This window comes from Pengzhenrongella frigida, from assembly GCF_004168625.1.
GTDB lineage: Bacteria > Actinomycetota > Actinomycetes > Actinomycetales > Cellulomonadaceae > Pengzhenrongella > Pengzhenrongella frigida.
This window is the reverse complement of the sequence record NZ_SDWW01000001.1, coordinates 113,254-132,690: the sequence shown is the minus strand read 5'-3', so window position 1 is coordinate 132,690 and position 19,437 is coordinate 113,254. Positions and strand designations below refer to the sequence as shown.

Genomic DNA, 19,437 nt, shown 5'->3' with positions numbered 1-19,437 from the left:
CTAGTACTCCACAGTCTGCGAGCGACGACGGATGACCGTCACCTCGTCGCGTTGGTTGCCGGTGGGGCCGAGGTAGTTGAACGCGAAGGTCAGCTGCGCGTAGCCGCCGATGAGGTGGCTCGGCTTCATCAGGATCCGGGTCAGGGAGTTGTGGATGCCGCCGCGTTTGCCGGAGGTCTCGGTCTTGGGCACATCGATCAGGCGGTCCTGCGCGTGGTACATGTACACCGTGCCCTCGGGCATCCGGTAGGAGACGATCGCCCGGGCCACGACCACGCCGTTGCGGTTGACGGCCTCGATCCAGTCGTTGTCCTTGACGCCGATCTTCGCCGCGTCCACCTCGCTCATCCAGATCCCCGGCCCGCCGCGCGACAGGCTGAGCATCAGCAGGTTGTCCTGGTACTCGGAGTGGATCGACCACTTCGAGTGCGGGGTCAGGTAGCGCACGGTGATGCCGAGCTCGCCGGTGTCGCCGAGCTCGGGCTCGTCGAACAGGGCCGTCATGCTCAGCGGCGGCCGGAAGATCGGCAGCTGCTCGCCCAGCTCGGTGATCCAGTCGTGGTCGAGGAAGAAGTGCATCCGCCCGGTCAGGGTGTGCCACGGCTTGAGCCGCTCGACGTTGATGGTGAACGGCGAGTACCGCCGCCCGCCGGTCTCCGAGCCGGACCACTCCGGCGAGGTGAGCACCGGCATCGGGGCGGCCTGGGTGTCGGCGAACGTGACCTGCTTGCCCTCGTTCTCGGCCGCCAGATCGACCAGCGGTCGGCCGGTGCGCTTCTCCAGGGCCCGGAAGCCCGCGGTGGCCAGGTGACCGTTCGTGGTGCCCGACTGCGCCAGGATCGACTCGCACACGTGGATGTCGCGCTGCAGCGACGGGCGACCGTCCGCGACGCCGCCGCGGATCCGGCCGTTCTTGTGGCCCAGGTACTCGATCGGCTTGGTCAGGTCGTAGGTGATCCCCTTGGTGGTCGCCCCGAGGGTGTCGGCCAGCGGGCCGAGCGCCCCGAGCTTCTCCGCGACGGCGCCGTAGTCGCGCTCGACGACGACGAGCTTGGGCATGGTCTTGCCCGGGATGGGCTCGCACTCGCCGAACTTCCAGTCCAGGACCCGGCCCGACGGCGTCGCCATCGCGTCGGGAGTGTCGTGCAGCAGGGGCATCGCCACGACGTCCTTGCGGACGCCGAGGTGCTCGGTCGCCATGGCCGAGAACGCCTTGGCGATCGTGTGGAACGCGTCGAAGTCGGTGCGGGTCTGCCACGGCGGGGCGATGGCGGGGTTGAACGAGTGCACGAAGGGGTGCATGTCGGTGCTGGACAGGTCGTACTTCTCGTACCAGGTGGCGGCCGGCAGCACGATGTCGGAGAACAGCGTGGTGCTGGTCATCCGGAAGTCGAGGGTGAGCAGCAGGTCGAGCTTGCCGATCGGGGCGTCGTCGCGCCAGGTGACGTCGCGCGGGCGGTTGACCGCCTCGGCCTCGGTCGCGCGCACGGCGTGGTCGGTGCCGAGCAGGTGCTTGAGGAAGTACTCGTTGCCCTTGCCCGAGCTGCCCAGCAGGTTCGAGCGCCAGACCGTGAGCAGGCGCGGGTAGTTGGTCGGCGCGTCGGGGTCCTCGCCGGCGAACTTCAGCGAGCCGTCCTTGAGCGCCGCGGGGACGTACTGGTCCACCGGGACCCCGGCGGCGTCGGCGTCGTCGGCCAGGGTGAGCGAGCTGCGGTCGAACGTCGGGTACGACGGCATCCAGCCCAGCCGGGCGGACTTGGCCAGCACGTCGACCATCGCCATGCCGGAGAACATGCCCTTGGCCTTGCCGGAGGCGAGCGCGTCCGCGCTGAACGTGTCGTAGCGGTACTGGTCGGAGTGCAGGTACCAGTACGCGGTCTGGATCATGTGCCGCGGCGGCCGCGACCAGTCGAGCGCGTTCGCGTACTGGTTGAAGCCGGTCAGCGGGCGGACCTTCTCCTGCCCGACGTAGTGCGCCCAGCCGCCGCCGTTGACGCCCTGCGTGCCGCACAGCGTGGTGAGCGTGAGGAAGGCGCGGTAGATCGTGTCGGCGTGGAACCAGTGGTTCACCCCGGCGCCCATGATGATCATCGAGCGACCCTTGGACTCCTCGGCGTTGGCCGCGAACTCCCGGCCGATCCGTTCGGCCTTCGCTGCCGGGACACCGGTGATGGTCTCCTGCCACGCCGGGGTGCACGGGCTGGAGGCGTCGTCGTACCCGGTCGCCCAGGTGCCGGGCAGGCCCGGGCGGCCGACGCCGTACTGGGCCAGGAGCAGGTCGAACACGGTGGTCACGAGGTGGCCGCCGACCACGCGGGTCGGCACGCCGCGGGCGATCACCGCGGCGGACCCGTCGACGGCGTCGAACCGCGGCAGGTCGATCGCCGCGACGCCGCTGCCGGCCCCGTCGGCGCTCAGGCGCGGGACGGTGTCGCCGAGGTCGAGGTTCCACTTGCCCTCGCCCTCGGTGCCGTAGCGGAAGCCCAGCGAGCCGTTCGGCACGACGGCCTCGCCGGTCGCGTCGTCGAGCAGCACGGTCTTGAACTCGGCGTGCTCACTGCGTTCGCCGAGGTCGGCCGCGGTGAGGAACTTGGCCGGGACGTAGTGGTCGCCCTGCTGCTCGAGGGTGACCAGGAACGGCAGGTCGGTGAACTTGCGCACGTACCCGTCGAAGTACTCCGTGGTGCGGTCGACGAAGAACTCCTTGAGCACCACGTGCCCCATGGCCATCGCGAGCGCGCCGTCCGTGCCGGGGGCGGGGGCGAGCCACTCGTCGGCGAACTTGACGTTGTCGGCGTAGTCGGGGGAGACGGCGATGACCTTCTGGCCGCGGTACCGCGCCTCGACCATCCAGTGCGCGTCGGGGGTGCGGGTCACCGGGACGTTGGAGCCCCACATGATCAGGTAGCCCGCGTCCCACCAGTCGCCGGACTCCGGCACGTCGGTCTGGTCGCCGAACACCTGCGGGGAGGCGACCGGCAGGTCGGCGTACCAGTCGTAGAACGACAGCATCGCGCCGCCGAGCAGCGAGTAGAACCGCGACCCGACCCCGTGGGACACCATCGACATCGCGGGGATCGGGGAGAACCCGGCGATCCGGTCCGGGCCGTGCTCCTTGATGGTGTGCACGTGGGCCGCGGCGATCATCTCGGTGGCCTCGTCCCAGGTCGCGCGCACCAGCCCGCCCTTGCCGCGGGCCGCCTTGTAGCGCGCCGAGCGGACCGGGTCGGCCATGATGTCGGCCCACGCGGCGACCGGCTCACCCAGGCGGGCACGCGCCTCGCGGTACATCTCCAGCAGCACCCCGCGCACGTAGGGGTAGCGCACGCGGGTGGGGGAGTAGGTGTACCAGGAGAACGCGGCCCCGCGCGGGCAGCCCCGGGGCTCGTACTCGGGGCGGTCCGGGCCGGTCGAGGGGTAGTCGGTCTGCTGGGTCTCCCAGGTGATGATGCCGTCCTTGACGTACACCTTCCACGAGCAGGACCCGGTGCAGTTGACCCCGTGCGTCGAACGGACCACCTTGTCGTGGCTCCACCGGTCGCGGTAGAACGTGTCGGCGTCGCGCCCCCCGATCTGGTGCAGCGTGCGCAGGTCGGGCGACACCTCCTTCTTCTGGAAGAACCGCCGGGTCTTGAGCAGGGCCTCGGTGACGTCGTCGTCCATCCGGGAGGCGGGCTTCGGCGGGTTGTTCTGCAGTGTCACGAGCGGGTCCCTCTTTCGAGAAGTTCGACGGTCGAAGCGTTCCGGTCGAGCTGGCTTTCCGGTCGAGCTGGCGGTCCGGTCGAGCTAGACGGTCGCGACCGCCCGGGCGGAGCGCCGCAGGGGGCCGCGGGTGAACAGCGCCGCGCTCAACGAGACTACGGCGAGCAGGGCGAGTCCGATGGAGTAGTCGCCGACGGCGCTGAAGACGGCGCCCATCACCAGCGGCGGCACGAAGCCGCCGAGCCCACCGGCGGCGCCGACGATGCCCGTGACCGCACCCACCTTGGTCTTCGGCGCGAGGATCGCCACGAGCGCGAACGTCGCCCCGGCGGACGAGCCCAGCGCCGCGGCGAGGCCGAGGAACGCGATCGTGCCGACCGGGACCAGGGGCAGCTCGAGCGCGGCCAGGCCGGCCAGGACCGCCGCCGCGGTGAAGTCCACGACGAGCACGCTCACCGGGTTGTACCGGTCGGAGAGCCAGCCGCCGACCGGACGAGCCGCGACGGCCAGCACCACGAACCCGGCGGTGCGCATCGCGGCGTCGTTCGGCACCAGGTCGAACGCGTTGATCAGGTAGGTCGGCAGGTACACGCTGAACGCGACGAACCCGCCGAAGCCCACCGCGTACACGAACGACAGCTGGGCCGTGGCGGGGATCTTGGCGGTCGCCCAGGTCCGGGCCAGGAAGGAGCCGGTCGGACGGACGCGCCCGGGGGCGTCGCGGATCAGCAGCGCCGAGACGATCGCGTACACCGTCAGCACGCCGGCCACGATGAGGAACGGCGCCTCGGGGCCGAGGCTGTCGGTCAGCCGGACGGTGGTGAATGCGGAGATCGCCGTGCCGCCCATGCCGATCCCGAAGATCCCCAGCGCGGTACCCCGGCGCACGGGCGGGTACCAGGAGTTGACCAGCGGGACCCCGATCGCGAACGCGGTGCCGCCCAGCCCGAGGAAGAACCCGCCGACCAGCATCGCCGCGAAGCTCTCGGCGACCAGCCCGACGTAGAGCACCGGCAGGACGGTCAGGATGCTGATGGCGGGGAACATGATCCGCGCCCCGACCCGGTCCGTCAGCGCCCCGACCGGGATCCGGCCGAGCGACCCGACGATGACCGGGACGGCCACGAGGACCGCTTGCTGGAAGACGGTCAGGCCGAGCTGGTCGCGATAGGCGGCGCCGAGCGGGCTGATCAGGGCCCAGGCCCAGAAGTTCACCATGAAGCCGAGCATGGCGAGCACGAGCATCCGGCTCGCGAGGGCCGGGGTGGCCGACGGCGACTGGTCGCCGGCCGGCGTGGGGCTTCCGGGCGTGGTTGCTGCGAGCGGGCTCGAGCCCTGCCCCTCGAGTCGTCCTTGACCCTCGGCCATCGTGAGCCTCACTTCGTCGGGGTGTCGCCCCGTCAGGGTGAGAGGCGCGCCAGGAGAAAACTAGCACCTCAAATGCAAGTTTTGGCCCTATCCTTCGAGCATGCGGATCAACGCTTTCTCGGACGTCTCCCTGCGGGTCCTGATCCTGCTCGCCGCCGCACCGGGCGGGGCGGACGTCATGACGTCCAAGGCCATCTCCGTCCAGGTCGGAACGCCCTACCACCACGTGACGAAGATCGTCGCTCGGCTCCGGGAGCTCGACCTGATCGAGGTCACCCGCGGCCGCTCCGGCGGGGTGCGGATCAGCCCCGCCGGCCGGCAGGTCACGGTGGGCTGGGTGCTGCGCACGTTCGAGCGGCGAACCGACGTCGCCGACTGCGAGACGCCCGCCGGCAACTGCCCGCTGCTCGACGGCTGCGGCCTGCGCGGGGCGTTGGGCCGGGCCCGGTCGGCGTTCTACTCCGAGCTGGACGACGTCGTGGTCGCCTCGCTGGCGCATCAGCCGCGGCTCGCGTCGACGCCACTCACGCTCGGTTCGCCCGCCATCCCCGTCGCCTGAGCGCGCGACTCACCCCGCTCGGGAGTAGTTCGCGCGCACCCACAGCAGCCCGCCCCGCACGGCGATGGCTACCCCGATCCCGCCGATGACCATGCCGACGACGAGCCAGACGACCAGCGGGTCGACGTCGTCCAGGGGGCCCGACGTGCCCGCCATGCTGCCGCCCAGGAATCCGCCGAGGGGGGCGAGGACCGCGAGCAAGGAGCCGAGGATGATCGATCTGACCCCCCGGCTCGGGTCCGGATGGGCAGCGGGGCTGTGGTCCTCACTCATGCTGCGTCCTTCCATTGCTGCTGGCGGCGGATGCTGCTGCCTCGGTGGGGCCCGGGGCTGCGTGGCTCGCCGCGGGCTCGGTGAACTTGTCGATGATCTGCGGGAGCTTGCCGAGGAACGGGCCGATGATGTCGATCGGGATCGGGAAGACGACCGTGGAGTTGTGGTCGGCGCCGAGCTCGAGCAGCGTCTGCAGGTAGCGCAGCTGCAGGGACGCCGGGTTGCGGCTGAGGGTCTCGGCGGCCTGGCTGAGCTCCTCGGAGGCCTGCAGCTCACCGCGGGCGTTGATGATCTTGGCGCGTCGCTCGCGTTCGGCCTCGGCCTCGCGGGCCATCGCCCGCTGCATCGCCTGCGGGATCTCGACGTCCTTGATCTCCACCACCTGGACCTGGACGCCCCAGGGCTCGGTCTGGCTGTCGATCGTGCGGGCGAGGTCTTCGTTGATGTCGGCGCGGTGGGCGAGCAGCGTGTCCAGGTCCGCTCGTCCGACCACGGAGCGCAGGGTGGTCTGCGCGATCTGGGAGGTGGCGACGGCGTGGTTCTCGACCGCCATCACGGAGCGGACCGGATCGACGACCTTGAACAGCACGACGGCGTTGACCCGGGCCGGGACGTTGTCCTTGGTGATGACCTCCTGCGGCGGGATCGTCAGCGTGACGACCCGCAGGTCGACCCGCACCATCTTGTCGATCCCCGGGAAGATCAGCCGCACCCCGGGCTCGAGCGGCTCTCGCAGCCGACCCAGCCGAAAGGCCACACCGCGCTGGTACTCCTGGATCACCTTCGTCGAGATCGCCATGACGACGAGGCCGACGAGCCCGATCGCCACCAGAATCCACAGCAACGCAGTCATGGGTTGTCCGTCCTGCTCGATCTGGACGGCAGCGGGGGGTCGCCCGCCGCCGGGTTCTCGAACGCGCCCCATCGGGTGGCGAACGCGCTTCGTGCGGCGATCGTCACCGGCACCGGGCCGCTGCCCGCGGCGCGCCGGTCGCTGCGGTAGACGATCGGACGCAGGGCCGCGGCGGCGACCGCGGCGGACCGGGCGTCCATCGCCTGGTCCACCGTCTCGGACTTGATGTGCCCCGGGAACCGCGCCGGCGTGCGGTGCAGGTGCGACCACAGCGGCCAGCTGGCCGCCGAGACGCCCAGCGCGGCCCCGGCCAGCACCGCGAGCTCGGCCGGGGTCCGCGAGCCGATCATGGTTGCCAGCGGCCAGATGACCGCCAGGACCACGACCGCGCACGCGATGCCCCGGTGGAACCGTTCGACCTCGGAGCTCGGCCAGGGGTCCACGTTGCGGGTGACCTCGCGGCCGAGCTCCGAGGTCGTGCAGCTGTTCGGGCAGGCGTTGCAGGCCTTCGGGTTGGCCCGGTAGCGCATCACCCGGCTGTCCGGGTCGAAGGACATCGGCCACAGCCACTGGTCCTCCTCGCACACCCAGGCGTCGTGGTCCTCCTGGTAGGTGAACGTGCCCGATCGCCAGGCCTGGGTCCGGGTCGCCGCGTGCCGGGCGCTGAGGTCCAGCACGAAGGCGACCAGGAGCAGGAAGATCGCGTAGCCGCACGCGAGCCAGACCGTGATCTCGACGTCGCCCATCAGGGCTCCCGGTCCAGGCCCTGCCCGCCGTCGCGGTCGGTACGGCCGTCCGACCCGTACTTCGGGGTCAGCGGGTCGCCGGCTCCCACCGCGACCGGGACCTCTTCGACGAAGAGCGTCTCCTGCGGCACGACGTGCGTGGTCGCCGTGATCCGGTACCGCACCCCGAGCCAGGTGATCCACAGGAACGGCAGCACGCCACCGCCGATGAAGATGAGGTCGCCGGGCATCCGCAGCCACTCCAGGACGGCGTTCCCCGGGGTGTTGATGAACGCCAGCGAGCGGGCCTCGTAGTACCCGTCGTTGACGGAGTGCCACAGCTGGATGATGCCGAGCGGCAGCAGGGTGGCGAAGACCATCCAGGCCAGGCCGATGTTGAGCGACCAGAACGAGATCTTCGCGAGCCGGTCGGGCCAGCGGCGTGCGGGGATCAGGTACCGCAGCGCGAACAGGGACAGGCCCACGCCCATCATCCCGTAGACGCCCATCATCGAACCGTGGGCGTGGTTGGCCGTCAGCGCCGTGCCGATCTCGTAGTAGGACACGATCGGCAGGTTGAGCAGGAACCCGAACACCCCGGCGCCGAGGAAGTTCCAGAATCCGACGGCGACCAGGAACATCACCGCCCACCGGTGCGGGAAAGGAGCTGCGCTGCGCGACTGCTGTCGCGCTCCGAGCTGGAGGAAGCTCCACGCCTCGATGGTCAGGAACGTCAGCGGGATGATCTCCAGGGCGGAGAAGACCGACCCCAGGGCCATGTGCTCGACCGGCGTGCCGGAGAAGTACAGGTGGTGCATGGTGCCGATGACGCCACCGGCGGAGTACAGGATGACGTCGAGGAAGATGATCGTCATCGCGATCTGGCGGCGGATCACGCCGAGCATGACGAAGATGTACGCCACCATCACGGTCGTGAAGAGCTCCAGGAAGTCCTCCACCCACAGGTGGACGACCCAGAAGCGCCAGAACTCGGCGACCGTCAGCTGGGTCTCGGTGCCGGCCAGCATGCCGACGGCGTAGAAGCCGGGGATGGCCAGGCCCGAGTAGAAGAAGAGCCAGGGCAGGTTCGCCCGGTTCTCGGTCTTCAGCCGGGCGCGGATCCCGCGGTAGATGATCGCGATCCACAAGAACATCCCGACGGTCAGCAGGCCCTGCCAGACCTTGGGCAGGTCGAGGTACTCCCACTGCTGGTCCCACAGCGGGGAACCCTTGGCCCACTCGACGCCGAAGATGCTCAGCGCCTCGCCGGTCATGGAGCCGACGACGACCAGCGCGATGGCACCGAGCAGGCCGTACGCCAACCAGTGCTGTCGTTTGGGTTCGCGGCCCGAGACGTACGGGGCGATGAAGATCCCGGCGGCCAGGAACGACGCCGCGGTCCAGAACAGGGACAGCTGGACGTGCCAGGTGCGGGCCATGTTGAACGGCAGGATCCGCGCGAGGTCCAGGCCGAAGAAGCTGGTGAGGTCGGCGCGGTAGTGCTCGGCGGCGGCGCCGAGCAGCGCCTGGCCGAGGAAGAGCAGCGCGACCACGAAGAAGAACCAGGCGGTGGCCCGCTGGGCGGGAGTCACCGCGACCTCGCCCGGCTGCCTGAACGACAACGGCGGCGCCTCGGCGTTCTGCCAGCCGATCCTCTTGCTCCAGCGGCCGTACAGGGCGAACAGCACCCCGGTGCCCAGGAGCAGCGCGGCCAGGGACAGCGCGCTCCACACGAGCAGGTCGGCGGTGGGGGTGTTGTCGACGAGCTTCTCGGGGGGCCAGTTGTTCGTGTACGAGTAGTCGTGCCCCGGGCGCTCGGCGGCGGCGCCCCAGGCGGTCCAGGCGAAGAACGCCGTCAGCTGGTTGATGTCAGCGGGGTTGGTGATCACGTTCGGGAGCAACCCGTACTGCGTGGTCGGCGAGCCGAAGAAGTCCGCGTAGTGACCCTTGACGTCCTCGAACGCCCGCACCTGCAGATCGGTCAGCACCAGGGTCCCGGTGTCCGCGTCGTACCGGTTGGTCCGCATGACCTTGACCAGCTCGCCGCGAGGGTCCTGGATGCCGGAGGCGGTGAGCTCGTCGAGGATGAACAGCGACGAGCGGCGCAGGTAGTCGGTGGTGTAGTCCGGGCCGAGGTACCCGCCGTGGCCCACGATCGAGCCGTACTGCTGCAGGCCTCGGCGCAGGAAGATCTGCTGACCGGCGGTGATGTCCGCACCGGAGAACACGACCTCGCCCTGGGAGTCGACCACCTGCGTGGGCTGGGGCATGGAGTCGGTGTACGTGCGCAGGGCCAGCAGACCCATGATGAAGAATCCGAAGAGCATCACCAGGGCGACGCCCTGGATCCACCCCTTCGAGACCAGCAGCTCCGAGCGCTTGCCCAGCTGTCCCGTTTCAGGCGTCGTCCGTGCCACGTCGTTGCTCCTGTCGGATTGACCATGAAAAGTCGTTCATGACCAGCCGAAGAATCCGACCCGCCGGATTGCGACGGACAGCTGCGTCCGCGCAGGGGCCCCCGCCCAGGCTGAACCGCTCACGAGCGGCCAAGCCCACCTCACGAAGTTTTCACAGTGGAATTGTGAACAACTGCGCAGGGCGAACCTAGCACCGCTGAAGAGGTTCCTTTGACATGCCTGTGGGATTCGCTTGCCGGGCGGGCAGAGCGCCCGCGCCGGTCAGATCGCGGACGCGCTGGTCAGGGTCACCAGGCAGAGCCCGGGCTCGACGAAGGGGGCGATCTGGGTCGCCTCGACGGTCGTGTCCTGGCACGCCAGGGAGCCCTGGATCAGCCCGAGGTGCACCTGGCACACCACCGCCGCGTTGCGCGCGGCAAGCTCGCGGAACGGGCAGTGCCGCAAGCGGATGACGGACCGATCCTCGGCGAGCTCCGGGGCGAACCCCGCGGCCGAGAGCATGCGAAGCACCGGCTCGAGGGCGTCCGGCGGCTCGCCGGGGGCACCGGTGCTGGTCGTGGGGGCCAGCCGAGGTGGCGGTGCGGAGTGCGGCTTGTTCGCCAGTGCCCAGCTCCGGCCGGCGGCCAGGGCGACGCGGCCCGGATCGGGGTTGGCGGCGGCCAGGTGGTCGGTCAGGATGTCTGCGAGCAGGCGGTAGTCACGGTCGGCGGACGGGGCCCCGGTGGCCGAGTAGACCTGACGGGGACGACCGGGGGTGCCGCGGGCGTCGGTGGTCCGCTCGACGTGCCCTGACTCGACGAGTGCGTCCAGATGTCCTCGCACGGTATTGCCGTGCATGCCGATCTCGGTCGCGATTTCGGCGACGCTCAGGGCGTCGTTATGCTCGCGAAGCAGCTGCAGGAGCTCGGCTCGGCGGCGACTTGCCAGGACCCGACGGGGGAGTCCAGACCTCGAGGCGGGCATAGGAGAAGTTTCCCACGCTCCGCTCGTGCCGCAGGCGCGGGCCGCAGGCTCAGACCGCTTCCGGAGGAATTGTGGCCAATCTCAACCTTCTCGCCCAGTCCCACCTCGACGCCGCCCGTGCGGCGGACCACGGCCGCAGCGCCGAGCTGCTGCTGCACGACGGACCCTTGCGGCAGACCCTGATCGCGCTGGTGGCCGGCACCGAGCTCGCCGAGCACAACTCCCCCCACGCGGCGAGCCTGCAGGTCCTGGTGGGCCGGCTGCGCGTCACCGGGGTGGAGACCGCCGCCCTGGTCGCCGGCGAGGTCGCCCTGCTCACGCACCTGCGTCACGCCGTGCTGGCGGAGGCGGACTCGGTGTTCCTGCTCACCACCGTCACGGGCGTGGAGCGCACCGCCGAGCCCGCCCGGGCGCGGTAGCCGGCCAGCGCAGCAGCCAGCCAGCGCAGCAGCCGGCCAGCGCAGCAGCCGGCCAGCGCAGCAGCCGAGCAGGTCAGGCCGGGGCTGCCGGTCCATCGGCGCCCGCGGCGACGTCGGCCAGGCGGGGTCGGTCCAGGACGGCGGTCCAGCGGCGCCCCGAGTCGATGATCCGGTCCTTGCGCAGCTGGCTCATGGCGCGGGACACGGACTCGGGAGTCGAGCTGGTCATCCCAGCGAGGTCGGCGCGGGAGAGCGGGATCTGCAGCAGCGTGCCGCCGTCGCCGGCGCGCTCCTGGCCGAGCTTGTCCGCCAGGCGCAGAAGCGTGGCGGCCACGCGTTGCGCCACGGTGTCCGTGGAGTGGTGGCCCAGGTCGGAGCGGGCCCGGGTGAGGCGGGCCGCGACGTCGTCGAGCACCCGCAAGGCGACCGGGGGGTGCTCGGTGAGCACCGCGCGGAAGGCGGCGGGGTCGATCTGCAGGGCGCACGTCGTGGTGAGAGCCTCCGCCGTCTCCGGATAGGTCGGGTCCCCGAGGGCCGTCAAGGTCCCGAAGAGGTCGCCGGGGGTGAGCAGGTCGACGACGATCTCCCGCCCGACGACGGTCGGCCGGGAGAGCTTCACGCGGCCCGAGGCCAGGACGTAGAGGTGGTCCGCAGGCGCTCCGGCGGAGAACAGCACGTCCCCGGCGGCCCAGGAGAGCGAGACCATCCGGGCGTCGATGGCCTCGAGCTCGGTGGTCGAGAGCCCGGCGAAGAGCGAGACGTGGCCCAGCACGCGCATCCGGACCGGCGCCGGGCACTGGTGCGGTTCGGCGCAGGTCGCCCGCAACGGGATCCGCCGACGGGCCGACGGCGGGCTGGTCGGTCCGGCCTCGTCGTGCTGATGGCCGTCGGGCTGGGGGCTGGCGTGCGGGGGGTTCACATCGACTCCTGGGCTCAGCGCGAGCGTATCGCCCCGGTCCGGCGCGCTCCCCGGCGAGGTCCCCGACCCCGCCGACGCACGTCGATCCCACGCCGATGTGCCGTTGATTGACCCACGTCATGTTCGCTTCGCCGGGTGCCTGGAAACGTCAGGGTCAGTCGCCTCGAACGGGGCGAGCCGCACCATCGAAAGAGGTCCGATCATGAGCACCACCGCCACCAACCCCACCGCCACCAACCCCACCGCCACCAACCCCACAGCGACCACCCGCACGATCCTGCGGGCCGAGGGGTTCTCGTGCCCGTCGTGCGTGGCGAAGATCGAGAAGCAGGTCGGCCGCGTGGCCGGGGTCGACGCCGTCGCGGTGCACTTCGCCTCGGGTCGCATCGAGATCGACCACGACCCGCAGGTCGTCGGGGTCGAGGCGCTGGTGGCCGCGGTCGCCAAGGCCGGGTACACCTCCGCCCCCGCGGCGTTCTGACCGCGCGGCCCAGCCCGGAACCTGTCGACCTGCCGAAGGAGAGCCCGATCATGAGAACGCTGCACACCAGGTTGCACACCGAGCTGCACGCGGGGTTGCACGGCCGGTGGGGGATCCCCGCGGTGAGCGGGCTGCTCATCGCGGGCTCGGCCGCCATCACCGGCCTGGCCGGGGCCGGGGTCGCCGGCGACACGGTGATGGCCCTGGCCGCCGTCGTGGCGGGGACCCCGATCGCCCTGCACGCGGTCCGCGCGCTGCTGGCGCGGGTGATCGGCATCGACCTGCTCGTCGCCGTGGCGTCCATCGGTGCGGTGGTGATCGGTCAGTACTGGGAGGCGGCCGCGGTGACGTTCCTGTTCGCCGTCGGCCACGCCCTGGAGCAGGCGACGCTGAGCCGGACCCGGTCTGCCCTGGCTGAGCTGGTCGCCGTCGCACCGGACGTCGCCGTCGTCCTGCGCGACGGCGGCCAGGTCGAGGTGGCCGCCGCCGCTGTCGCCATGGGCGAGACGGTGCTGGTCAAGAACGGCGCGAAGGTGCCGGTCGACGGCGAGGTCCTCGCCGGGACCGGTGCCGTCGACCAGGCCTCGATCACCGGGGAGTCGATCCCGGTGGATAAGGCGGTCGGGGACCAGGTGTTCGCCGGCACGGTCTCGCGTGGCGGCCTGCTGCAGGTGAGGGCGACCGGGGTGGGGGCCGACACGACGCTCGCGCGGATCATCCATCGCGTCGAGGAGGCGCAGGACGCCAAGGCCCGGACGCAGCGTTTTATGGACCGGTTCTCCGCCTGGTACACGCCCGCGATCATCGTGCTGGCGGTCGTGGCGGGGGTGCTCACCGGGGACGTCGTCCTGGCGCTGACCCTGCTCGTGATCGGCTGCCCGGGGGCGATGGTGATCTCCATCCCGGTCTCGATCGTGGCCGGCATCGGCCGCGCGGCCAAGGACGGCATCTTGATCAAGGGCGGGGAGTACCTGGAGAAGTCGGCGAAGATCACCGCGGTCGCCGTCGACAAGACCGGCACGCTCACTCGCGGTCGCCCGCGGCTGACCGACGTCGTCGTGCTCGGCCCGGACGCGGATCGCGCCGCCGTCCTGGGCTGGGCCGCGCTGGCCGAGGCGGGCTCCGAGCACCCCCTGGCGCGCCCGGTCTTGGACGCGGCCCGCTCCGAGGGGCTGCCCACCGACCGGCTGCCCGAGGTCACCGAGTCCATCCCGGGCAAGGGCATCACGGCGACCAGCGGGGGACATCGCCTGCTCGTCGGCAACCTCGCCCTGCTGACCCAGTTCGGGGTGGCTGACGACCGGGGGAGCGGCCAGGTGGCCCATGACCTCGCCGTCGCGGGCCGCACCCCGATGATCGTGGCGGTCGACGGCGTCGTGGTCGGCGTGGTCGCCGTCGCCGACGAGGTCCGCCCCGACGCCGCGCAGATGGTCGGCGAGCTGCGCCGGGCGGGCGTGCGCAAGGTCGTCATGCTCACGGGGGACGCCATGCCGGTCGCCGTCGCCGTGGGTGAGGCCACCGGCGTCGACGAGGTGCGGGCCGGGCTGCTGCCGCAGGACAAGCTCGATGTCGTCCGTGAGCTGCAGGCCGCGGGCTACGTCGTGGCCATGGTGGGCGACGGCGTCAACGACGCCCCCGCGCTGGCGGTCGCCGACCTCGGGGTCGCCATGGGCGCGGCCGGATCGGCCGTCGCCCTCGAGACGGCCGACATCGCCCTGATGGCCGACAACCTGCTGAAGCTGCCCGAGGCCATCCGGCTCGCGCGCCGGACGGTGGCGAACATGCACCAGAACATCGCCGTCGCACTGGCCACCGTGTCGCTGCTGCTGCTCGGGGTCCTGGTCGGCGGGGTCACGATGGCGGCCGGGATGCTCGTGCACGAGGTGTCGGTCCTGGTCGTCATCCTCAACGCCATGCGACTGCTCCGCAGCCGCACGCAGAGCCACACCCCCGCCGCGGCCGGCGCCCCCGTGGCCTTCGTGCGGAACAACGCCAGGCGGGCCACCGAACCCGCCCGGCGCTGACGCGGCTGCCCCGCACTGCCGCGGCTACCCGGCGAGCAGGGCGATCGCTCCGAGGAGCGCCACGCAGTTGCCGATCTCCACGAACCCGACGGACTTCGGCGTCATCGCGTAGCGCGGCAGCCAGGCCGCACGCACGGCGAACCAGACGAACAGGATGGCCAACGGCCAGGCGAGGAGACCGGCCAGGACCGCCGCCACCACGTGGAAGGCGATCGATCCGCGCAGGAAGCTCTCGTCGCCGCGCTCGCGGATCATCGTCTTGACGAACAGCACGGTGCCGAGGAAGTACAGCAGCACGACCACGAACGGCTCGAGCACGGCGACCGGTGACACCCCCGCCACGGTGGCGGCGACCGGGACCATCAGGCAGCCCTGGACCACCGAGGCGAGGTCGTTGGTCAGGGCGCGATCGCGGTGGTGCCAGGCGTACCAGGCGTTCACCGCGAGCAGGGCGGCGTAGGCGGGCGCGAACCAGAGGACCGCCGGTCGCAGGACGACCACCACCAGGGCGGCGGGCACCGTGAGGGCCGCGTACAGGCGCAGCTGGGGGAGCACCCGCGCCGGGCGTCGGGTCTTGAGGGCGAGGAACGCGTAGTACGACAGCAGGTACCCGGCGAGCCAGGCGAGGAGCAGCGGGACCTGCACCCAGTCGACGCCGGCGGTGACCAGCGCGACCAGGAACGGGACGAGCAGCATCGCCCAGGCGCCGTGCTGCGGCGGGAGGTACTTTCGCAGCCGGCGCTTGGCGGGGCTCGGCGGCCGGCTCCGCTGAGAGCCGCCGTGGGTCGGTGCGGTCGCGGTCATCGCGGGACCCGGTCGGTGCGGGCCAGGTCGAGCCGGCAGGCGCCGGGATCCGAGAACGGGTGCAGCTCGGCGCCCGCGGGGTCGGCGCCGAACTCGCCGAGCGCGCCGCGCACGATGCCGAGGTGCACGGCGCAGACCACGTCGGGGTAGGCGTGCGCGGTCTCCAGCAGCGGGCAGCGGGTGAGCAGCACGGCGGGCGGCCCGTCGGCGGGCCGCGGGGCGAAGCCGAGGTCGGCGAGGAGCTGCACGACCCGGCCGCGCGGATCGACGTCGTCGGCGGGGGGAGGGCCTGGCCGGTTGCGGGCGAGCTCCCGGCCCCACTCGGTGCCCGCGACGGTGGCGTCGTGGCTGGGGGAGCTGCTCGTGCGGTGGATCGTGGAGGCGAGCGCGGCCGCGAGCCCGGCGTACTCCGCGCTGACGGGGGCCGGCTCGGACCCCGTCGCCGGGTCGGTCGACGCCGTGTAGGTCGCAGCCGGACGCCCCCGGCCGTGCGGCGCGGCGCGGCCGCGCGTCACCAGACCCGCGTCGGTGAGGGCGGCCAGGTGCTCGCGCACGGTGTTGACGTGCAGCCCGGTGGCTGCGCCCAGGGCGGTGAGGGTGACGGGTCCGGGTTGCGAGCGCAGGGTCGCCAGCAGCGCGCGACGCGAGGTCGACAGCGACGGGGTCGACCCGGAAGCAGCGATGGCGACCGCCGGGCGAGGCCCCATGCCGGTGCTCGCCGGGGTTCGCGACCACGGGTTATTTTCCACGGAGTTGATTGTAGTAATATCCGGTGGAGGTCGCCAGTCTCCGCGGCCGCACCCGTGTGGCCGGTCGCGCCGCTGAGCTGGAGGATCACCATGAAGGACGTCGTCATCGCCTCGAACGAGGCCGAGGCCATCGCCGCGAACGAGGCCGAAGCCCTCGCCGACGGCACCGCGGAGGCCGGGTGCGGCGGGAGCTGCACCTGCGGCGAGGTGGACGGCCCGCAGTACCCGGAGCTGGATGCGCGCACGGTTCCGCACGCGATCCGGCACGCCACCATCTTCGGGGCGCTCGACTCGATCGCACCCGGCGCCGGCCTGATCCTGGTCGCCCCGCACGACCCGCTCCCGCTCCTCGCGCAGATCGAGCAGCGCTGGCCGGACGAGTTCACGGTCAGCTACCTCGAGCGCGGCCCGGAGGCCTGGCGGCTCAGCTTCACGCGCCGCACCGCAGCCTGACCCGCCGGACGTGACCAGCAGGGGCCCGCGCGGCTCGGCATGCACCGAGCCGTCGGGCGCCGAGGTGGTCGCGTGAGATCCCGCTGGCACCTCCGGGTGAACGCCATCGTGCTCGGCTGGCTGGTCGCGGGTGCTGCTGTCGCGATCGGGCACCGCGGGGTGCCCGACGCGCGGTGGCTCATGGTTCACCTGCTGCTCCTGGGTGCGGTCAGCGCCGCGATCCTCATCTGGAGCGCCCACTTCGCCGAGGCGGTGCGGCGCCGGCCGCTGCGCGGTGGCCATCGCGATCAGGCCATCCGCCTCGCGGCACACACGGTCGGCGCGGTGACGACGATCGTCGGGATGTCCACCGGCAGGTCGACCGTGGTGGTGATCGGGTCGGTGCTGGTCGCCCTGGTGGTGGGCTGGCACGCCGTCGTGCTCTGGGACCAGGGCCGCCGCGCGCTGGCCTCCTCCCTCGGCTGGACGACGTCGTACTTCGTGGCGGCCGCGCTGACCTTGCCGGTCGGGATCGCCCTCGGCGTCCTCCTTGCCCGATCCGACGGCTCGGCGCACGCGCGCCTGTACGTCGCGCACCTGGCGACCATGCTGCTCGGCTGGATCGGGCTGACCGTCATGGGCACCCTCGTCACGCTGTGGCCCACGATGCTCCGCGTGCGGGTGGAACCCGGTGCCGAGCGGGCCGCCCGACAGGGCCTGGTCGCCCTGGGATCGGGGCTGGCCGTGGTCGTGACCGGCGCCGCGACCGGCATGCTCGGGCTCGCTGCGGCGGGCGTGGGCCTCTATGCGTCGGGGCTGGCCCGTACGGCTGCGCCGCTGGTCGGCGAGGCCCGGCGCCGCGCGCCGTCGTCGTTCGCGACCTGGTCCGTGGCCGCCGCGTGGGTGTGGCTGTGCGGATCCGTGCTCTCGTGGACGGTCATGCTGGCCACCGCGGCGAGCTGGCCGGCTGCCGAGGTCCGGGTCGGGGCGCTGCTCGCTCCGCTCGCGGTCGGCTTTGCGGCGCAGGTGCTGCTCGGGTCGCTCAGCTATCTCGTGCCGATGATCTTGGGCGGCGGCCCCGCGGTGGTCCGGGCCACGAATGCGATCGCCGACCGGGGCGGTCCCGCGCGGCTCGTCCTGGTCAACGGTGGCCTGGCGCTGTGCCTGCTCCCGGGCCCCAGCCTGCTGCGCGTCGGGGCGTCCATGCTCGTGCTCGGCGCCCTGATCTGGACCCCGGTGCTGCTCGTGCGGGTGGCCGTGGTCTCCCGCCGGCCGCGGCCGGCGGGGCCGATGCCCGTCGTCGGGCCGCCCGGTGGGCCGGCCGCCGTGCCCGCCGAACAGGTGGGGCGGCGTCGGGGGCGTCGGGGCCAGTCGATCGCGGCCGGGGCGGCCCTCGCCCTGGTGGTGGTGGCGGGGATCGCGGCCGACCCGGCGAGCGTCGGTCTGGGGGCCGCAGCGGCCGACGGGGTCCAGCCGTCCGGCACGGTGGTCGAGATCGCGGTCGAGGCCCGGGACATGCGCTTCGTCCCGTCCTCGGTCCAGGTCCAGGCCGGCGACGAGCTTGTGCTCGTGGTGACCAACACCGACGCCAGCGTGCACGATCTCGTCCTGGACTCCGGCGGCGGCTCGGGCCGACTCGCGCCGCACGCGACCACACGGGTCGAGGTCGGCGTCGTCGGCCGCGACCTGGCCGGGTGGTGCTCCATCGCCGGGCACCGGCAGATGGGGATGGTCTTCGACGTGGTGGTCCTCGGCGGCAGCGCCGACGGGTCGACCGCGAGCGAGCACGATGCGGGCCACGCCGGTGATGCAGGTGATGCGGCGAGTGCTGACTCTGCGGGTGACGACCTGGACCTGCAGGCCGAACCCGGCCCGGACGCCGCCCTGCGGGACGCGGTGCTCGCCCCCGCGGCGGAGCCGACCGTGCACCGCGAGCGGTTGGTGGTCGAGGAGGTCGAGACCGAGGTCGCGCCGGGGGTCCGTCAGACGATCTGGACGTTCGGTGGCACCGCGCCGGGGCCGGTGCTGCGCGGACGGGTCGGGGACATGTTCGAGATCACGCTCGTCAACGACGGCAGCATCGGGCACTCGATCGACTTCCACGCCGGTGCGCTCGCCCCCGACGGGCCGATGCGCACGATCGAACCGGGGGAGGAGCTGACCTATCGGTTCACCGCGACCCGCTCGGGGATCTGGATGTACCACTGCGCCACCATGCCGATGTCCCTGCACATCGCGAACGGGATGTTCGGGGCGGTCATCATCGACCCGCCCGACCTGCCGGCGGTGGACCGGGAGTACGTCCTGGTGCAGTCCGAGCAGTACTTCGGGCCGCAGGGTGACATCGCCGACCCCGCCCTGATCGCCGCCGAGTCGCCGGACGCGGTGGCGTTCAACGGGTACCCGAACCAGTACGACCGCCGGCCCCTGACCGCGCGGGTGGGGGAGCGGGTCCGGATCTGGGTGCTCGACGCCGGGCCCAACCGGTCCTCGGCCTTCCATGTCGTGGGCGGTCAGTTCGACACGGTCTTCCTGGAGGGTGCCTACCAGCTCGGCGGCCCGCGCGCCGGGGCAGGAGAGACCGGCGGGGCGCAGGTCCTCGGGCTGCAGCCCGCGCAGGGCGGGTTCGTCGAGCTCGTGATGCCCGAGGCCGGCCACTACCCGTTCGTCTCGCACCGCATGGTCGACGCCGAGCGCGGCGCCCACGGCATCCTCGCCGTGACCGACTGAGTTAATACGAGAAAAGTCG

The 19,437-nt window shown here is 71.9% G+C and carries 16 protein-coding genes; 6 read left to right on the top strand and 10 right to left on the bottom strand.

The window, feature by feature from the left end:
• The gene (locus EUA98_RS00555) at positions 1-3,663 is read right to left on the bottom strand and encodes a nitrate reductase subunit alpha (RefSeq protein ID WP_130100760.1); all 3,663 of its coding nucleotides are present in this window, start codon (positions 3,661-3,663) and stop codon (positions 1-3) included.
• Between the two features lie 123 nt (positions 3,664-3,786).
• Positions 3,787-5,082, bottom strand: a complete 1,296-nt coding sequence (locus EUA98_RS00550) for an MFS transporter (protein ID WP_242511142.1) — start codon at positions 5,080-5,082, stop codon at positions 3,787-3,789.
• 88 nt (positions 5,083-5,170) lie between these two features.
• On the opposite strand from EUA98_RS00550, the gene EUA98_RS00545 reads away from it, so the two are divergent.
• Positions 5,171-5,629, top strand: coding sequence for an RrF2 family transcriptional regulator (locus EUA98_RS00545; RefSeq protein WP_130100711.1), 459 nt, complete (start codon positions 5,171-5,173; stop codon positions 5,627-5,629).
• A gap of 9 nt (positions 5,630-5,638) precedes the next feature.
• Here EUA98_RS00545 and EUA98_RS00540 read toward each other — a convergent pair whose 3' ends face one another.
• The 5 genes from EUA98_RS00540 to EUA98_RS00520 all read right to left on the bottom strand — a co-directional run bounded on the left by EUA98_RS00540 (position 5,639) and on the right by EUA98_RS00520 (position 10,860).
• A complete protein-coding gene (locus EUA98_RS00540; protein WP_130100710.1) occupies positions 5,639-5,902 on the bottom strand; it encodes a hypothetical protein in 264 nt (87 codons plus the stop codon).
• Positions 5,895-6,755 carry a slipin family protein gene (locus EUA98_RS00535; RefSeq protein ID WP_130100709.1) on the bottom strand — a complete coding sequence of 287 codons (861 nt, stop codon included), beginning with the start codon at positions 6,753-6,755 and terminating at the stop codon, positions 5,895-5,897. The genes EUA98_RS00540 and EUA98_RS00535 overlap by 8 nt, the downstream gene beginning before the upstream one ends.
• Positions 6,752-7,501, bottom strand: a complete 750-nt coding sequence (locus EUA98_RS00530; RefSeq protein ID WP_130100708.1) for a hypothetical protein — start codon at positions 7,499-7,501, stop codon at positions 6,752-6,754. The genes EUA98_RS00535 and EUA98_RS00530 overlap by 4 nt, the downstream gene beginning before the upstream one ends.
• Positions 7,501-9,897: a nitric-oxide reductase large subunit gene (locus tag EUA98_RS00525; protein WP_242511136.1), complete on the bottom strand. Its 2,397-nt coding sequence runs from the start codon at positions 9,895-9,897 to the stop codon at positions 7,501-7,503. The genes EUA98_RS00530 and EUA98_RS00525 overlap by 1 nt, the downstream gene beginning before the upstream one ends.
• A 261-nt stretch (positions 9,898-10,158) precedes the next feature.
• A complete protein-coding gene (locus EUA98_RS00520) occupies positions 10,159-10,860 on the bottom strand; it encodes a helix-turn-helix transcriptional regulator (RefSeq protein ID WP_130100707.1) in 702 nt (233 codons plus the stop codon).
• A 71-nt stretch (positions 10,861-10,931) separates the two neighbouring features.
• On the opposite strand from EUA98_RS00520, the gene EUA98_RS00515 reads away from it, so the two are divergent.
• A complete protein-coding gene (locus tag EUA98_RS00515) occupies positions 10,932-11,279 on the top strand; it encodes a cupin domain-containing protein (RefSeq protein WP_165372664.1) in 348 nt (115 codons plus the stop codon).
• A 73-nt stretch (positions 11,280-11,352) separates the two neighbouring features.
• Here EUA98_RS00515 and EUA98_RS00510 read toward each other — a convergent pair whose 3' ends face one another.
• Positions 11,353-12,198: a Crp/Fnr family transcriptional regulator gene (locus tag EUA98_RS00510; protein WP_242511125.1), complete on the bottom strand. Its 846-nt coding sequence runs from the start codon at positions 12,196-12,198 to the stop codon at positions 11,353-11,355.
• Between the two features lie 202 nt (positions 12,199-12,400).
• On the opposite strand from EUA98_RS00510, the gene EUA98_RS00505 reads away from it, so the two are divergent.
• Together EUA98_RS00505 and EUA98_RS00500 are read left to right on the top strand one after the other, a co-directional pair.
• Entirely contained in the window at positions 12,401-12,679 is a 279-nt protein-coding gene (locus EUA98_RS00505) for a heavy-metal-associated domain-containing protein (RefSeq protein ID WP_130100705.1), read from the top strand.
• A 50-nt stretch (positions 12,680-12,729) separates the two neighbouring features.
• Positions 12,730-14,703 (top strand): heavy metal translocating P-type ATPase, encoded by a 1,974-nt coding sequence (locus EUA98_RS00500; protein ID WP_130100704.1) that lies wholly within the window; start codon positions 12,730-12,732, stop codon positions 14,701-14,703.
• 24 nt (positions 14,704-14,727) lie between these two features.
• Here the strand turns inward: EUA98_RS00500 and EUA98_RS00495 are convergent, their stop codons facing one another.
• Together EUA98_RS00495 and EUA98_RS00490 are read right to left on the bottom strand one after the other, a co-directional pair.
• Positions 14,728-15,507 carry a YwiC-like family protein gene (locus tag EUA98_RS00495; RefSeq protein ID WP_130100703.1) on the bottom strand — a complete coding sequence of 260 codons (780 nt, stop codon included), beginning with the start codon at positions 15,505-15,507 and terminating at the stop codon, positions 14,728-14,730.
• Entirely contained in the window at positions 15,504-16,256 is a 753-nt protein-coding gene (locus tag EUA98_RS00490; RefSeq protein ID WP_207218913.1) for a helix-turn-helix transcriptional regulator, read from the bottom strand. Before EUA98_RS00490 ends, EUA98_RS00495 begins: the two co-directional genes overlap by 4 nt.
• 90 nt (positions 16,257-16,346) lie before the next feature.
• Here EUA98_RS00490 and EUA98_RS00485 point away from each other — a divergent pair, with 90 nt between their 5' ends.
• Positions 16,347-16,709: a DUF2249 domain-containing protein gene (locus EUA98_RS00485; protein WP_130100702.1), complete on the top strand. Its 363-nt coding sequence runs from the start codon at positions 16,347-16,349 to the stop codon at positions 16,707-16,709.
• Between the two features lie 72 nt (positions 16,710-16,781).
• Complete coding sequence (locus EUA98_RS00480) at positions 16,782-19,418, top strand: multicopper oxidase domain-containing protein (protein ID WP_242511123.1); 2,637 nt, start codon at positions 16,782-16,784, stop codon at positions 19,416-19,418.
• Positions 19,419-19,437 lie beyond the last annotated feature (19 nt).

Coding starts and splice junctions, on each gene's coding strand:
- EUA98_RS00540 (WP_130100710.1), bottom strand. CDS start 5,902: ATGAGTGAGGACCACAGCCCCGCTGCCCATCCGGACCCGAGCCGGGGG.
- EUA98_RS00495 (WP_130100703.1), bottom strand. CDS start 15,507: ATGACCGCGACCGCACCGACCCACGGCGGCTCTCAGCGGAGCCGGCCG.
- EUA98_RS00555 (WP_130100760.1), bottom strand. CDS start 3,663: ATGGACGACGACGTCACCGAGGCCCTGCTCAAGACCCGGCGGTTCTTC.
- EUA98_RS00485 (WP_130100702.1), top strand. CDS start 16,347: ATGAAGGACGTCGTCATCGCCTCGAACGAGGCCGAGGCCATCGCCGCG.
- EUA98_RS00535 (WP_130100709.1), bottom strand. CDS start 6,755: ATGACTGCGTTGCTGTGGATTCTGGTGGCGATCGGGCTCGTCGGCCTC.
- EUA98_RS00500 (WP_130100704.1), top strand. CDS start 12,730: ATGAGAACGCTGCACACCAGGTTGCACACCGAGCTGCACGCGGGGTTG.
- EUA98_RS00520 (WP_130100707.1), bottom strand. CDS start 10,860: ATGCCCGCCTCGAGGTCTGGACTCCCCCGTCGGGTCCTGGCAAGTCGC.
- EUA98_RS00545 (WP_130100711.1), top strand. CDS start 5,171: ATGCGGATCAACGCTTTCTCGGACGTCTCCCTGCGGGTCCTGATCCTG.
- EUA98_RS00530 (WP_130100708.1), bottom strand. CDS start 7,501: ATGGGCGACGTCGAGATCACGGTCTGGCTCGCGTGCGGCTACGCGATC.
- EUA98_RS00505 (WP_130100705.1), top strand. CDS start 12,401: ATGAGCACCACCGCCACCAACCCCACCGCCACCAACCCCACCGCCACC.